The sequence below is a fragment of the Psychrobacillus sp. FSL K6-2843 genome, from assembly GCF_038626375.1.
GTDB classification, from domain to species: Bacteria; Bacillota; Bacilli; order Bacillales_A; family Planococcaceae; genus Psychrobacillus; species Psychrobacillus faecigallinarum.
Window position 1 is genome coordinate 986,635 of sequence record NZ_CP152021.1, and the last position, 16,137, is coordinate 1,002,771.

Annotated in this window: 15 protein-coding genes; 10 read left to right on the forward strand and 5 right to left on the reverse strand. The window is 36.0% G+C overall.

The features are described 5' to 3' along the window. Together MKY94_RS04870 and MKY94_RS04875 are read left to right on the forward strand one after the other, a co-directional pair. Positions 1–456: a DUF5085 family protein gene (locus MKY94_RS04870; RefSeq protein ID WP_144537425.1), complete on the forward strand. Its 456-nt coding sequence runs from the start codon at positions 1–3 to the stop codon at positions 454–456. Then, entirely contained in the window at positions 456–905 is a 450-nt protein-coding gene (locus MKY94_RS04875) for a DUF5085 family protein (RefSeq protein ID WP_342578147.1), read from the forward strand. Before MKY94_RS04870 ends, MKY94_RS04875 begins: the two co-directional genes overlap by 1 nt. A gap of 243 nt (positions 906–1,148) precedes the next feature. On the opposite strand, the gene MKY94_RS04880 is transcribed toward MKY94_RS04875, so the two are convergent. Further along, on the reverse strand, positions 1,149–1,349 hold the full coding sequence (locus MKY94_RS04880) for a hypothetical protein (RefSeq protein ID WP_144537429.1): 201 nt from the start codon (positions 1,347–1,349) through the stop codon (positions 1,149–1,151). 187 nt (positions 1,350–1,536) lie between these two features. Here MKY94_RS04880 and MKY94_RS04885 point away from each other — a divergent pair, with 187 nt between their 5' ends. Together MKY94_RS04885 and MKY94_RS04890 are read left to right on the forward strand one after the other, a co-directional pair. Continuing rightward, positions 1,537–1,965 carry a HEAT repeat domain-containing protein gene (locus MKY94_RS04885; RefSeq protein WP_144537431.1) on the forward strand — a complete coding sequence of 143 codons (429 nt, stop codon included), beginning with the start codon at positions 1,537–1,539 and terminating at the stop codon, positions 1,963–1,965. A 284-nt stretch (positions 1,966–2,249) separates the two neighbouring features. After that, on the forward strand, positions 2,250–3,848 hold the full coding sequence (locus MKY94_RS04890) for a M20/M25/M40 family metallo-hydrolase (protein ID WP_342578149.1): 1,599 nt from the start codon (positions 2,250–2,252) through the stop codon (positions 3,846–3,848). Between the two features lie 162 nt (positions 3,849–4,010). Here MKY94_RS04890 and MKY94_RS04895 read toward each other — a convergent pair whose 3' ends face one another. Both MKY94_RS04895 and MKY94_RS04900 read right to left on the reverse strand, forming a co-directional pair. Continuing rightward, on the reverse strand, positions 4,011–5,189 hold the full coding sequence (locus MKY94_RS04895) for an amidohydrolase (protein WP_342578150.1): 1,179 nt from the start codon (positions 5,187–5,189) through the stop codon (positions 4,011–4,013). A 172-nt stretch (positions 5,190–5,361) separates the two neighbouring features. Then, positions 5,362–7,074, reverse strand: a complete 1,713-nt coding sequence (locus tag MKY94_RS04900) for a methyl-accepting chemotaxis protein (protein ID WP_229653931.1) — start codon at positions 7,072–7,074, stop codon at positions 5,362–5,364. A gap of 323 nt (positions 7,075–7,397) precedes the next feature. Here MKY94_RS04900 and MKY94_RS04905 point away from each other — a divergent pair, with 323 nt between their 5' ends. After that, positions 7,398–7,874 (forward strand): C40 family peptidase, encoded by a 477-nt coding sequence (locus MKY94_RS04905; RefSeq protein ID WP_144538232.1) that lies wholly within the window; start codon positions 7,398–7,400, stop codon positions 7,872–7,874. A gap of 63 nt (positions 7,875–7,937) precedes the next feature. Here MKY94_RS04905 and MKY94_RS04910 read toward each other — a convergent pair whose 3' ends face one another. Then, positions 7,938–9,023, reverse strand: coding sequence for a sugar diacid recognition domain-containing protein (locus tag MKY94_RS04910; protein ID WP_222123061.1), 1,086 nt, complete (start codon positions 9,021–9,023; stop codon positions 7,938–7,940). Positions 9,024–9,148: 125 nt separating this feature from the next. Here MKY94_RS04910 and MKY94_RS04915 point away from each other — a divergent pair, with 125 nt between their 5' ends. From MKY94_RS04915 to MKY94_RS04925, 3 genes are all read left to right on the forward strand, one after another. Then, complete coding sequence (locus MKY94_RS04915) at positions 9,149–10,279, forward strand: glycerate kinase (protein WP_342578658.1); 1,131 nt, start codon at positions 9,149–9,151, stop codon at positions 10,277–10,279. Positions 10,280–10,283: 4 nt separating this feature from the next. Continuing rightward, positions 10,284–11,627, forward strand: coding sequence for a GntP family permease (locus MKY94_RS04920; protein WP_342578151.1), 1,344 nt, complete (start codon positions 10,284–10,286; stop codon positions 11,625–11,627). A 406-nt stretch (positions 11,628–12,033) separates the two neighbouring features. After that, positions 12,034–13,110, forward strand: coding sequence for a branched-chain amino acid aminotransferase (locus tag MKY94_RS04925; protein ID WP_144537447.1), 1,077 nt, complete (start codon positions 12,034–12,036; stop codon positions 13,108–13,110). A 60-nt stretch (positions 13,111–13,170) separates the two neighbouring features. Here MKY94_RS04925 and MKY94_RS04930 read toward each other — a convergent pair whose 3' ends face one another. Next, the gene (locus tag MKY94_RS04930; RefSeq protein ID WP_186318107.1) at positions 13,171–13,770 is read right to left on the reverse strand and encodes a transposase; all 600 of its coding nucleotides are present in this window, start codon (positions 13,768–13,770) and stop codon (positions 13,171–13,173) included. A 285-nt stretch (positions 13,771–14,055) separates the two neighbouring features. Here MKY94_RS04930 and MKY94_RS04935 point away from each other — a divergent pair, with 285 nt between their 5' ends. After that, positions 14,056–14,763: a response regulator transcription factor gene (locus MKY94_RS04935; protein WP_342578153.1), complete on the forward strand. Its 708-nt coding sequence runs from the start codon at positions 14,056–14,058 to the stop codon at positions 14,761–14,763. After that, positions 14,753–16,114 carry a HAMP domain-containing sensor histidine kinase gene (locus tag MKY94_RS04940; RefSeq protein ID WP_154311332.1) on the forward strand — a complete coding sequence of 454 codons (1,362 nt, stop codon included), beginning with the start codon at positions 14,753–14,755 and terminating at the stop codon, positions 16,112–16,114. Before MKY94_RS04935 ends, MKY94_RS04940 begins: the two co-directional genes overlap by 11 nt. Positions 16,115–16,137 lie beyond the last annotated feature (23 nt).

Consider the following 16,137-nt stretch of genomic DNA (forward strand, 5'->3'; position numbering starts at 1 on the left):
ATGGGGATTGAATTATGTGCACTAATGTTTGAAAATTTGCTAGTCTTTAATGCCGAGGGGAATAAGGAAGATTGGCAGGAAGGTATTTATCATTTAGAGGATATTGCATTAACCAAGGATGTATATAGAAATGGACCTTTGTTTTTCTCGTTTAAAAGTGTGAAAGATAACGAGTCTTTTGGAAAATTTACTTATTATCTTCCGATAAATAGTCAAGTGGAAGTTGCAGAAGATGCGAACTTTTCTTTTCAAAAACACTTTAAAGTGGATAGAGCATTATTATTACGCCAGGCGGATGAAAAACTTAATATAAACACTGCGTTCGATGAAATAAAATCCTATTCCAATTTAAATAATATAGAAATTGAGGATTATTATTATTGTATCCTTCTAAATGTTTATGGGGAATACATAGTAGATTTATATGTACCATTAAAAAGCCAGGGTGATGAATAATGATAGTAGAGGACCATCAAATTGCTTATCGTAACGTAGTATCAAAAAAATATAATTTTGTTCCAGAAGAGATTGAATTAGCCTTTCAAGACTTCGTACAGCTATTATCGAAGCATAATTATTCACCAGCAGGTGTAGTATTTTATACTATTCTTAGTGAACCAACCGCAGAGGTTATGACTGCAGAGATATTTTTGACAATAAATGAAGATAGCTTAGTTATTCCTAGTGAGGAAGCTGTTAAATTTACTAGCTATTTTTGCGTAGACAATTTACTGATGACTAGAGTAAAAGATGATTTCGTTTTAAAATCTCAAGAAAAATACTGGGAGTTATTTAGCTATATGGAGCAAAAAAAATATGTTCAGAAGACCCCACTTTTCATTCAAATGAAAAAAATGCATACAACTAATTCTACATACGTGGAAATGAGCTTAGGCGTATTTTAAGGTTAATAAGTGCCCGGTTTGTAGCATTTTGAAGATGAAAATTCAAGAGCCCTTATTAAAGCCTGTACCCGTGATGGTATGGGCTTGCTTATTATTTATTACAGGTGCCAGGCACTTGTAATATATTGGTCATAATTCATAAGAGTATAGACATTTTGAAAACGCATCCTTTTAAGAAGGATGCGTTTCGTTTTATTTGGTATAAGAATGACTCTTTAATGTTAACTTCTAGCTCCAACGTGGTTATCGCTGTTTCTTAACTTGAATTCGTGCAACTTGGTTTAGATTAATGGTGTATTGGTTATCTGTCACCACGAACATTCCACCATTTATGTATTCGCGCTCTGCTGTTCTAATATCCGTGTTTGTTTCAAATAATAGTTGATGGCCATCGTGAAAAGATAATAAAAATTTATATTTTTTTATTTCATCGACGTTCTCCAATTTTTCACCCCCTTTTAATCGATAGTATCATTTGAATAAATTAATTTCAATATAATTGGTAATAAAGTGTGAAAATTTACTCATTGTATTTGCTGAGTAAATATAAATAGGTATAAGCCCTTTCTTGGTATATAATAAGTGGACAAACATAATTGTTTTAATAGAAGCTAAAAGGAGTTTGAATTGATTGAGTAAAAAGTCTATAAAAAATGAGTTGCCTGAAAACTATGAAGAGCTAAAGAAAGCAGCCAATCGTACTGGAAGCTGGAGAACTCGTCTTAGTGCCGTTGAAGAATTAGGAAATTATAATACAAGCCAAGTAATAGATATCTTAAAAGTTAGATTAACCCATGATCCTGTATTCCAAATTCAAGAAGAGGCTTTCCGCGCATTGCTAGAATTAGGAGAAAATGTAGAATTACCTAAGCGTAAAAAGTTTGAACTAGTTAAAGGAGCGAACAAGGTGTTCGTTCGAGTGAAAAAAAGCTTACCAAAAGATCATACTTTTGATGAGTATTTAACTAAGCTAAAAAGAATGAGAATCGATGTTTATGATGCATATGAGGGTGAAAAGGGCTTAGACTGGTTAGAAGAAGAGTGGAAAAATTTAAAGTAACCTTTTAGAACAAGGTCAATCGAGCTAGATGATTGGCCTTTTTTTATTATAAAATACATGATTTCTGGCTTTATATAAATAGCTTGAGAGATTTTATTTGTACAAAAACTTGATTAACTTTATAGTTCTTTGAATTTTTTAAATATTTATATAAAATTAACTTTAAAGATAGAGTATAATATTATTTTAGGAAAAGTTTTAATTTTTATTCTAGCCCAGCTCCTATCCTTTGAGGTAAATGGGTGCTTGGATTTAATTATATTTATTGAAATGGAGGGAATACAGTGACACAACTATTATGGAATACTCCCCAAAAGCTTCGCGAATTATTATGCGAGCTAGTGAGCTGGAATAGTATCACCTTAACTGACGGAGAAAGAGAATTTGCACCAAAATTATTAGAAAAAATTAGAGAAATAGAATATTTTAAAAATCATCCAAGTCAACTGCAAATGCATGATGCTGGTTTGGGGAGACAAGCGGTTACAGCTTTATATAAGCATCCAGAAGCGACTGAGACAGTAGTGCTTATCAGTCATTTTGATACAGTTCAAACGGAAGAGTATGGAACATTGGAGCCACTGGCATATTTCCCAGAGGAACTGACGAAAGTGCTAATGGAGAATCCAAGTGAACTGCCTGAGGGAGCACGAGCTGATTTAGAAACAGGTAAATATTTATTCGGCCGTGGGACTATGGATATGAAAATGGGTTTAGCCTTACATATGCAATTAATAGAAAAAGCAACTTTGGAAGAGTGGCCAATTAATTTAATTCTTACAAGTGTCCCAGACGAAGAGGTAAACTCTGCGGGGATGCGAGCCGCAGTAACTCAGCTAGTAAGGCTGCGAGAAGAATTTGGACTTAACTATAAACTGTTTTTAAATAGTGAGCCTTCCTTTTCTCAAAATCCTACTGACATAGACGAATATATATATTCAGGAACTATCGGTAAAATAATGCCTGCCGCATTGTTTTATGGTAAAGAAACACATGTAGGGGAGCCAATGAAGGGAATGACGGCAAACTATATTGCTTCTTTCTTAACGCAGCGTATGGAGTTTAACCCTTTGTTTACAGAAAAGGATCTTGGTGAAAGTACGCCACTACCTGTATCTTTGCAACAAAAGGACTTGAAAATGTCTTATTCTACACAGACTCCTTACCGAGCGGTTGCTCTATATAATGTATTTTTATTTAAAAGAACAGCTAAAGAAATTATGGATTTGTTTGAACAGGTAGCTAATGAGGCAATGACGGAGTTGAATCAAACTTATAAAAATATTTGCGAGCGTGAACATGTAAAAGGGGTAGGACAGGTCAAAGTCTTAAAATATGAAGAACTGCTTGCTTATGCAAATAAAAAGCTTGGAGAAGAAGAAGTATTTAGGTTAAAGCAAGAGGCTTTGCTAGATGAGGAATGGGATGACAGAGAAAAATCTCTTCGTATAGTCGATAGTTTGATGATTCAATGTCAGGAGCTGGCGCCAGCGACGGTTCTACTATTTGCACCACCTTATTATCCTGCAGTGAATACTTCTCATGATCCAATCATCAAAAATGCGGTTGAGCTAATGAAGAAATCGGCCAAATCCTTTGATAATATAGTAAAGCAAGTTCACTATTTTAATGGAATATGTGATTTAAGCTATGTAAATTATGAGGACGAAGGAAATGGCTGGACCTCATTTGAAAGTAACACGCCAGTATGGGGTGATACGTATAGCATTCCATTTGGAGACATGGCAGAACTAAAAGGACCGGTATTAAACGTTGGTCCATTTGGGAAAGATGCTCATCAAAAAACAGAGAGATTACATATAGATAGTGCTTTTGTTGAAATGCCTGTAATGTTGGAAACACTCATCAAAAGTTTATACTGATTTATACAGAATATTGCTTGGTTCTTAAGAGTGTAGGGAAGGTCATTATGACTTTTTCTACACCTTTTTTATTGGTTCATGATTAGAATTTGCCATTCTGAAAATTTATTGACCGGGAAATAAATGAATTGTTACAGGTGCCAGGCACCTGTAACAATTTAATCACGAAAGGGCTTCTTCTGTTTTCTCTATGTGGTTTTTTAGATATTGAAGAACGCCGGTTGTAAATAATTCTACACCTACGGAAAGCATATTTTCGTCAATATCGAATTTTGGATGGTGATGACCGAAAGAGTTTTCTTTTCCGATGCCGATAAATGTAAATGATGCAGGGATTTCATGTGAATAATAAGCAAAGTCTTCTCCTCCGAGAATTGGATCTATATCGATTACTCTCTCTGCTCCAAATAAACGAGTTGATGTTTGTTTTATAGAAAGAGTAAGGTCTTTGTCATTCATTAACGGTGGATCACCATGAAGGTATTCTAACTCATATTTAGCTCCAAATGACTTACAAACGCCGTCTACAATTTCTTCGACTCGCTTATGGATTAATAGGGAGATGTCTTTGTTAAAGTAGCGAACAGTTCCAGATGCAAAAGCAGTGTCAGGAATAACATTGTAATTACTGCCAGCGCTTAATTCTCCAATACTGATAACGGCATGGTCTATTGCCTTAATACTGCGACTAACAATAGTATGAAGCTGAGTAATGATATGTGAAATGACAAGTGTCGGATCAATAGTAGTTTCTGGCATAGAGCCATGACCTCCACGTCCAAGGAGTTTAATAGAGAAGCGATCAACTCCTGCCATTGTTGCTCCTTCTCTTACACCAATTATTCCTGTTGGAATTGGCTCCCACAAATGATAACCAAATATAGCATCTATACCTTGAAGTCCATTTGCTTCAACTATTTCTACCGCACCGCCAGGAACTTCTTCCTCAGCATGCTGAAATAAAAGATGAATTTTTCCATATATTTTATCTTTGTTCTCTACTAAAACTTTGGCGATTCCAAGTAAAATGGCCATATGCCCATCATGGCCACAAGCGTGCATTACTCCACTATTGTCTGATGAAAATGATAGGCCGGTTTCCTCTAATATTGGTAGGGCATCCATGTCTGAACGGATAGCGACAGTTTTCCCAGGATGAGCTCCCTCTATAACTCCAACTATATCCTTACCGGTAATAGAATAGGTGTAAATATTAAGTTCATTGAGTCTCTCCTCAATATAAATTTTCGTTTTTGTCTCGAAATGAGATAATTCAGGGTTTTTATGTAAATGTCTTCTTTGCTCAACAATCCATGAATTTAAAGAGGTACTAATCTTCATAAAAATTAACTTCCTTCCTTCAAATCTTTTTTAGTAAGTATACATTCTTCCTTTAAAAGTGGGAATAGGAATTACAGAATTATTGCAGGTGCCAGGCACCTGCAATAATTCTGTAATATAATTTGCCGATTAATACAAAAAGCTGCTCAGGTTTAATGAGCAGCTTTGTTGTTTATAGTTTGAATTTGTTAATGAGGTTTTGGAGTTCCTGTGCAACCTCATGGGTTTCTGCTGAACGATTGGATATCTCATCGATAGAAGCGGTTGTTTCTTCTGTCACTGCTGAGATGCTAGTAGTAACCTCTTCTATTTCACGCATAGATTCAGTCAGACTTTCAATAAGTGCCACTACTTGTTTAGAATTGTTGGCTTCTTTGGTTGTCATTTTGGATATAAGAGAAATTTCTTCAACTGTTTTAGAAACTGCTGTAGAGATGTCACGTAACGATTGAGAGGTTTGCTGAACTGTAGCATTTCCATTTTCGATTAGCTTTGTGCTTTCATTAGTGGAATTAACTACATGGCCAATGCTCTCAGTGATTTCACTTACAATTTTTTCAACCTGACTGACTTCTAGATTAGATTGTTCTGCAAGCTTACGAACTTCCTCTGCTACTACTGCAAAGCCTTTTCCGTGCTCTCCAGCACGAGCGGCTTCTATTGATGCATTTAGAGCTAATAGATTTGTTTGAGCTGCAATTCCTGCTATGGATCCGGTAATTTGCTGAATTTTATTAGTTGCTTCATTCAATTTTACAATTGTTGCACCAGTTTCAATGGAGGAGCTGTGTATTTTCTCCATATCCCTGCTTGTTTCTGCAGCACGTTTAAGCCCTTCTTGAGCAGTTTGCATTGTGGACATGGAGTGTGTCGCACATTGGTCTGCAGTTCCTTTAGAATGTTGTAACCCTTCTGCTAGATTGTTTAAAATAGCGGAGGAGCTTTCTGCGGAAGCTGTTCCAGTAGAAATAGATGCAACGTTTTCACTCATATTATTGGCGATTTGGTGAATGGCTTCCTTCATTTCATTTAAAGAGAAGGAAGTCTCCTCGGAATTTCTCGTAAGTTGGGAGGAGGTATTTTGGACAGTGCCAATGATAGTGCGTAAATTTTCAGCTACTGTATTAAGCGTTATACTTAAATCGCCAATCTCATCCTTGCTAGTAAAATTCGTATCCTTAACGGACAGATTTCCTTTTGCAATCTCGCCAGCGTGAGCAATCAATACCGATAAAGGTTTCGTCTTTCTTCTTATTAAAAATAAAGTCGCAAGAGAAGCTAAGATTAAAGGAATTATACTTACTAATAATCCCTTGCTTACTACGTCCCAAGTACGCTCCGATACGATGTCTGCATTGAAATCTATTACACTAATTGCAATTATTTCTTTCGTAGGATCGTGATCCTCAAAAATAGGTGCATATCCTGATAAGCGATTCATCCCAGCATATTCGTAGCTTTCTGAATAAGTAGAGTGACCCATCGAGACAAGCATATTTATAGCTTCTTCGTCTATGTAAAATTGATCTCCTGCTTTAAAGCCGGTTTCTTTTAAATTATCGTCTAGAGCTAATATCTTTCCATCTAAATCTAGTATATATTGCGTTTCAAATATATCTTTGTGTGCAGTTGTCCAATTTAGCTTTTCACCTATGCTGTTAACTGCAGCAGAGTCTCCGGATAGAATTTTTTGGACATCCTCTGGCGTCAGTAGGCCAGTAGTTATATTAGCGCACCCATATGCTTCAATACCAGCTGCTTTATATAGTTCCCCATAGGCAGTTTTATAGGTAGCGATAGAAGTGATAGTTAGCATGACAATCATTACTCCCACAATAATAGCCCCAAGATGGGTTGTAAGAGTATTCTTCCATTTCCATTTCACAATAGATATCTCCTATTCTATTTTTTAATTGATGAAAACTTATTAACCTTCTATTTATAACACGTTTTTACTAATAAAAGATAGAGTAAATGTACATATTACTTATAATACTTACATAACAATTAGGTATATTTACTTAAAAATACATATTTTTAATTAGGGAGAGAGTATTAGCATAATTTTTGCTTGTAATCTTTTTGTTACACAAATGTAAAAGCGCTAGTGTTTATTCCATGTTAGGATGGGTATAGATAAAATTTCAACGAGAAAGTAATAGAGAAATTTTTCAATACTTCTTTGGGGGAACATCAACTTTGAAATCTATGTTAAAAAAAATCATCACTATCTTTACTCTGACTCTAGTTTTAGCCATGGGAACATTTGCAGGAAATACAGAAGCTGCTAGCACTGTAGCGTCCAACAAAATAGTATCAAGTGCGAATAATTTAATAGGAATAAAATATCGATATGGTGGTACAACTAAAGCAGGATTTGATTGCTCAGGATTTATTGGATATGTATACAAAAGCAACGGAATCTCTCTTCCTAGAACAGCTGCTGGAATGTATAGTAAAGGAACATCAGTAAAAAAAGCTAACTTAGCTGTTGGTGATCTAGTTTTCTTTAATACATCAGGTAAAGGTGTTTCACATGTTGGAATGTTCATCGGCAACGGAAAATTCATTCATGCTTCTACTTCAAAAGGAGTAAGAGTTGATAAAATAAACGATCCATATTATTGGGGCAAGAAATACGTAGGCGCTAAAAAAGTAGCGAACGTACAAGTAGCGAAAAAATAATGAGATAAATAAAACCGTTTCGGCTAAAGCTGAAACGGTTTTTTGTGTGCATAAACTCTAAGGTTAGTCTTTTAATAATAGGGCTAGTTGGAGTGCTAATGCATCCTGAAAGTTATTAGGATTATAGCCTGTCAAATGGGCTATTTTGTTTAATCGATAGGTAAGCGTATGGCGATGAATTCCTAGTTCTTCCGCGCAAATACCTAGTTGCAGATTGCTTTCAAAATATTTTTGTAAAGTTAGCTGTAACTTCGAGTCAAGGTGTTGAAGTAATCTTTCTGTATACGTTTGAATTTCAAAGGCTTCTTTACTTTTGAAAAGAGAATATATTTCTACTTCCTCAAAGGAAACGATTGGTTTATTAGGATTACCATACTGATGGGCAAGCTTAGCAGTATGGTATGCATAATGAACCTGTTCTAGGTTGGCAACTTCTCTTCCCAATCCTAAAGAAATAGAATAATATTTTGTCAATTTATCAGCTAGTAAAGAAACCTTACGGGAAAACGTTTCTTGATCTAACCCAGATATTAAAATAAAATGCTCACTCACCTGATAATGTCCTACTAAAATGGAGTCAGTTTCTAAATAAAACTCTATCTCCTCTATAATATTTTGATAGGAGGGAGACTCAGGATCAACCTCAAGCATCATAGCATAAAATGGAGCTTTATTTTGAAAGCCAATTTTATTTAGTCGTTCCTGTAAATACTTCTGGATAGGCTGTCCACTCATTAATTCTTCAAATACCAACTCTTGAATTTTTCGCTTCCACTCTCTTTCTGAAACGATTAAGGCTTGATGAACCATCATTTCTGTTGTGAGTTGAACGAGTTTTGAGATTTCTTCAATCTCTTGTGGCTCTCCGGTGACTCCCATGACTCCAACTAAATCCTCCTGAAAAAATATAGGCAAATTAATGCCTGGTTTTGTTCTAGGAAAAAGGTGATTATTATCTTTTGTAATCCATAGAGGAGACTTAGTTCGGGCTACTTCAATTGCTCCTTCATGAATTCGGTTAACTCTCATCTTGTCTCCCGAGGCAAGAATGACTCCATTAGTTTGCATAATATTAATGTTTCGGTGAAGACGAAGCATAGTCTGTTGGACAATTTGCTCGGCTAATTGTTTGGTTATCAAAGTATTCACCTCAATGTATAAAAAATCTTCTGTTATAATACAGATAATTTATACTTTAAGTATAATGCAATGACTTTTCCTTTGCACTATAATTTTTGTAAGCGCTTCACTTAAAAGGAGGAGATCTTATTAAAATTGTTGTTAGCCCTGATTCCTACAAGGGTTCATTGTCTGCGACTGAAGTTGCAAGAGCCATTGTAGAAACTATTAATCAAATTAACCCAACTATTGAAACTGTATTACTTCCTGTAGCAGATGGTGGAGAGGGGACATTAGAGCCTCTTATTTTTGCAACTAAGGGACGTTTTGTGAATGCTACTGTAAGTGACCCGTTAGGAAGACCTATACAGGCATTGTATGGCGTTTTAGGAGATGGAGAAACCTGTGTCATAGAAATGGCAAGGGCTTCAGGTCTTACTCTTTTAACTGAACAGGAAAAAAATCCGCTAGAGACATCTACCTATGGAACTGGAGAGCTTATTCGACATGCTCTCGATCAGGGATTTAGAAAATTCATCATTGGGATAGGTGGAAGTGCAACCAATGATGGCGGGGTAGGAATGCTTCGTGCATTAGGTATGAAATTTAAGAATAAAGTAAAAGAGATAATCCCTAATGGAGGGGGCTATCTTGGGGACATAGAAGAAATTGATATTAGTGGATTGGACGAAAGATTGCAAGGTTCCCAGTTTATATTGGCTTGTGATGTAGACAATCCTTTGATAGGTGCTAATGGAGCAACTGCTGTCTTTGGTCCTCAAAAAGGCGTGACCCCTGATATGATCAGTCATTTGGATGCGAATTTACATGTTCTAGCAGACAAAATTGCTGAAGTAACAGGTATTCATGTGCATCATACACCTGGTGCCGGTGCAGCTGGAGGACTTGGAGGTGCATTTCTTGCATTTTTTCCTGTCCATTTGAAGCCTGGTATTGAGGTGATTATGGAAGCCATTCATTTTGAAAATCAAATAGAGGGTGCTGATTTTATTATTACAGGTGAAGGAAAAACAGATCAACAAACTCTATCTGGAAAAGCACCAATGGGTATTGCTAAAGCTGCAAATAAAAGAGGTATTCCGGTTATATTAGTCTCAGGATTCATAGAGGCTGAAGATAAAGGTGAATTGTCATCCTACTTTTATAAGCTTGTGAGTATAGTAGACGATTCCGTAAGTGTAGATGAATCTATGGAAAATCCGATTCATCATTTGAAGGCAAAAACAAAGGAAATAATGCAAGCTATCCTAAAGAAAGAGGTGTAGGAAGATGTTGTTTTTAGTTATATTGTTAGGGGTAATTTTTGTTGTTGTTGCTACAGCCATTTTTAAGCTCCACCCTTTTTTAGCTTTATTAATTAGTGCTTTCTTTGTAGGAATTGCCTCTGGTATGCCATTGCTAACAGTGGTAGAGAACGTAAACAGTGGTTTTGGTGGGTTGATGACAAGTATTGGTATTGTAATTGTTGCGGGAACAATTATTGGAGTTATCCTAGAAAAGTCTGGTGCAGCATATCGGATGGCAGAGGTTGTCCTTCGTATTTTAGGTGAAAAACGACCACAGCTCGCTATGTCAATCATAGGCTTTATTGTTTCAATTCCTGTATTTTGTGATTCTGGTTTTATTATTCTATCAAGCTTAAAAAAATCATTAGCAAAACGTGCGAAGGTCAAGGTAGCTTCAATGGCAGTCGCTTTATCTACAGGTCTTTATGCGACTCATACATTAGTTCCTCCTACACCCGGTCCTATCGCAGCGGCAGGTAACATTGGGGCAACAGATTATTTAGGTACAATTATTTTAGTTGGTTTATTTGTTGCAATTCCAGCTACTATTGTTGGGTACTTATGGGCTGTTAAGGTAGGTACAAAAATTGATGTACCTGCTGACCATGAAGAGGCGCTAGATTATGAAGAGGTTATCAAGTCTTTTGGGAAAATGCCTTCTACATTTAAATCTTTCTTGCCAATCGTCTTGCCTATATTATTAATAGGAATCGGGTCAGTAGCTGCATTAGTTGGGGATGAGTCAGGATGGACGAATTTCCTTAGATTCCTAGGTTCACCTACAGTAGCACTGTTGTTTGGTGTGTTTGCATCTTTCCTATTGTTACCTGAAATTAGTGAAAAAACGTTGTCAGGCTGGATCGGTGAAAGTTTAAAAGAGGCAGCACCGATTCTATTAATCACAGGAGCTGGTGGTGCGTTTGGTACTGTTATTAAAAACTCGGGAGTAGCAGAATTACTGCAAGAAATGGATTTAGGAGTTCTGGCAAATGGAGCATTATTCCTGTTAGTACCATTCCTAATTGCGGCAGCTTTGAAAACTGCTCAAGGCTCCTCTACAGCGGCGCTTGTTATTACATCATCTTTAGTAGCCCCAATGCTTCCAACTTTAGGAATAGAGGGAGCATTACCGCTTGCATTAGTCGTAATGGCGGTAGGAGCAGGTGCAATGACAGTCAGCCATGTCAATGATAGCTATTTCTGGGTAGTGACACAATTTAGCGGTATGAATGTTACAGATGCTTACAAGGCGCAAACAATGGCAACACTACTGCAAGGTATTACCACTATCATCGTCACAGCAATTCTATGGTTCATATTTGTGTAAGTCGTTTAAGAGGTTGACTAGTATGTTACAGGTGCCTGGCACCTGTAACATAATACACCCTGTAAAATAAAAAATTGCAAAGTAAAAAACCCCATTTAGACACTACTTGCCAGTGCTTAGATGGGGTTTGTTTTAGTTGAAGGTTACTTTCCCTAATTGTAATCGGGTACCGACCGGAAAGAAAAACTTTTCACATTAAATATAGAAAGTAATATTAAAATGGCAGCTTCAATTTAATTAATCATAGGAGGAAAATAAATATTTCTAAAAAATCCACAAAATGTTTTGAAAATTTTATAAAAAGGTATTTTCAAATTTAATAAAAGGAGTATAATTGCATATAATATATTGCACATCTATAAAAGTCGCAATTTACAAAATATTTAATTGATTGGGGAAATACGTCATGAATAGTGTAAAAATTAGAATCACTGAAAATGAAATGAAGAACGAAAAAACGCCAGCTAGTCAACTTGCTTTTGGTACGAAATTTACAGATCATATGTTTATTGCGGACTATACTGCAGGAATTGGGTGGCATGATCACCGTATTGTCCCTTATCAACCGCTTACGTTAGATCCTTCAGCTACGATATTACATTATGGGCAAACTGTATTTGAAGGAATGAAGGCATATTTATCGGAGGATGGAGTAGTCAGACTGTTTCGTCCCGAACAAAATATGAAACGAATGAATAGTTCATGTGACAGATTGAGCATGCCTCAAATAGATGAAGATTTTGCTTTGGAAGCATTAAAAGAATTGCTAGAGATTGATAAGGAGTGGATTCCAACTGAGCCAGGAACCTCTCTATATATTCGACCATTCATGATTGCAACGGAGGCTCATTTGGGTGTTTCCGCTTCTAAAACGTACAGCTTTATGATCATTATGTCGCCAGTTGGTTCTTATTATAAAGAAGGTATTCATCCTGTTAAGATATTAGTAGAAAGTGAATATGTTCGTGCTGTTGCAGGTGGAACAGGAATGGCTAAAACAGCTGGAAACTATGCATCAAGCTTAAAGGCGCAGGAAGTGGCTGACAGAGAAGGCTATTCACAAGTTCTATGGTTAGACGGAATTGAACGTAAATATATTGAAGAAGTAGGAAGCATGAATGTGTTCTTTAAAATAGACGGAGAGGTTGTTACTCCATCATTGAATGGTTCTATTTTAGATGGTATTACTAGAAAATCCATTATTGAATTATTAAAATATTGGGGAGTGCCAGTAACAGAACGTAAGGTGTCTATGGAGGAAATACGCGAAGCTTATTTAGACGGTAAGCTAGATGAGGCATTTGGTACCGGGACTGCTGCAGTTATTTCTCCTATTGGTGAGCTACGTTGGAAAGGCGAATTATTCTATGTGAATAATGGAGAAACTGGCGAGATATCTAAGAAACTATATGATACTTTGACAGGTATACAACATGGCACTATTGAAGATCCATTTGGATGGGTCGTTGAACTAAAGCAGTAATAAGTATCGCTCCTAAAATTAGGAGCGATTTTTTTATGGCTCTCTTAAGTTTGAATTATATCAATTAAAATTCATCTCGTAACTAAAGTGCAAGTCCTGTCTAGTACGAAAGTTTTCACAATAAGCTACATAGTTTTCTTCTTTGATTTCTGGATATTTTGCTATCAAAGAGGGGAGTAGTTCGGTGTTTACAAAAGGATAGTCACTTTTTTTATCGTAAAAGTAAAAGGCAAAGGAGCTATAAGGATAATATTCCATTCTACTAGCCATAGCTTTAGAAGTTGTAAGTGGATTTTGGTGAATATAACTACTAACATTTAATAATCCAATGGGATCAGAAACCATACTGGAAAAAAATCTTGTTTCGTAAAGTTGTCCAAAATAATTATATTTTCGTTTGAAGTATTCAGAGTAGGTCTTGTTAATGGATAACATAACATCCGAAAGTGGTGTTTCAGGGGAGCGTATTAAAAGGTGATAATGATTATTCATAATGCAATAAGCAACAATAGTAAATTTTGATTTTTTATATGTACGTTGTAAAGCTCTAAAAAAGAGAGATACATCGCCCTCATTTAAGAATATATTCTGTCGATTATTCCCTCTCATTGTTACATGATAATAAAGCTCCGGCTGCCAAATCCTCCTCATTCTGCCCATTCCAGTTACCTCCATCTGTCCTTTTAAACTAACATACTATAAAGCTCTCAGTTCTTCAATGACTTAAATTATGTAATATTCATAATAATTTGATTTTTTTATGTAAAAAGTCGTTTGAATTCCTATTTTGCCGCTAAATTATAGCCTAAAATATTATAAAGCAGCTTTATTACGAGAGTATTACTGGTGCCAGGCACCAGTAATACTCTCGTAATGTTTGGTTTAGGTTGCTTAAATAGGTTGTAGTAGATTGTGTTAAAATAGGTATAAAGAGGAGGGGTGCGTATGAAAGAGAATGTATTAATTATAGAAGATGAGGAAAATATTGCGCGTGTTCTTCAGTTGGAGCTGGAATTCGAGGGTTATTCTGTAGAGATTGCTTATACAGGTACAGATGGCCTTATAAAATATAGAGAGCAAGCATGGGATCTTGTGTTGCTAGATTTGATGTTACCTGGCTTAAATGGGCTGGATGTTTTAAGACGCATAAGAGCGACTGAGGCTAATACTCCAGTTATTTTGTTGACAGCAAAGAGCGGCCTAGAAGACAAAGTAAAGGGTTTGGATTTAGGAGCGAATGATTATGTGACGAAACCTTTTGAAATTGAAGAATTACTTGCGCGAGTGCGCTCTGCCATTCGCTTCAACAAGTCCTCTCTCCCTATACCGGTTAAGCAGGAGAATGTTCATGTCTTTCATTCTATCGTTTTAAACGAGCAAACTAGAGAGATTACTAATGAAGGGGATCAGGTAAGTCTGACTCCGCGCGAATATGATTTGTTGCTGTATCTAATGAAGCATCCTAACCAAGTGTTAACAAGGGAACAACTGTTGGATGCGGTATGGGGATTTGATTATTATGGTGATACGAATATAGTGGATGTTTACATAAGATATGTGAGAAAAAAATTAGAGGAAAACGATCGCCTCTCTTACATACATACGGTAAGAGGCGTTGGATATGTTTTAAAGGAGCTGAGAAATGAAGCTTAAAGTTAAGATTCATTTATTCTCAACTTTTTTGACGTTAATTATTTTAGGCTTAATGAATGTAGGAATCTATTTTATATATGAACAAATGGCATTCGACACTGAATACAATCAATTGAATAGTGACGTGGACGAGCTAGTCTCAGCTCTCAGTAAGATGGGAGTAGATGATGACCCGGCTACAATTCTGAGAGCTTTTATTCCACCAAATGGGGGTATTAGGGTTTTCAATAGTGAAAAAACCCCCATTGTATTTGTAGAATCTATCGAAGAGATGAATGAATATTTTCCAGAATTACAAGAGGGAGAACGATATACCTCAGGTTATTTTCATGGTGTTCCGGTTCTTACGATTATAAAGCCGGTAATTTGGGCGAATGGTGAAGTAGTCGAAGTACAAACTATGAAACAGCTTATTGAAGTGGATAAAAACTTGGACTTTCTACGATGGACTTTAATCAGTGTGACATTAATAGGGATGCTGCTTATGACTATTTCAAGTGTCGCTTTGGGAAACATCATTACGAAGCCTATTAACAAATTGATCAATACGATGTCTCAAAGTAGACTATCTGGAAAATATCAAAAAATAGAGTTAAGTAAAAACCGTAAAGATGAAATGACACAGATGGGCATTGCCTTTAATGAAATGATGGAGCAGTTAGAGGAAAACTACAACAAGCAGGAGCAATTTGTGTCTGATGCCTCTCATGAATTAAAAACGCCTCTAACTGTCATAGAGAGTTATGCGAAGCTATTGTCTCGACATGGCTATAAGAATAAAGCGATAGCTGAGGAATCAGTGAATGCGATTATTAATGAAACGGCCAGAATGAAAGAGATGATTACTCAAATGCTTGTATTAGCTAAAGGGAATGGTCAGCAAACACAAAAAACAGAAACAATTGATTTATACGAACTTGTTGAAAGCACTCTACAATCTATGCGTACAGCTTATAATCGAAACTTTATCCTAAAAGGTGAGGGACCAATTTATGTAAACACAGATATGGAGCAGCTAACGCAACTTCTTTTTATTATTCTGGATAACGCTAGAAAATATAGTGAAAAGGAAATAAAAACAACAATATCAGAGGATGAGGAAAATACAGTGGTTGCGATTCTGGACTACGGTAATGGAATTCCTAAAAAAGATATTAATTATATTTTTGATCGTTTTTACCGAGTGGATGAGGCTAGAAATAGGAAAACTGGGGGAACGGGTCTGGGACTATCTATTGCTAAAGAGATAGCAAATCGACTATCTATAAAATTGGAAATAGATAGCACAGTTGGATTTGGTACTACAATTTATATTTTTATTCCAAAATCTCCAATTCTCATCAATTTTTAATGTTTGTCTTTTAAAATAGAATT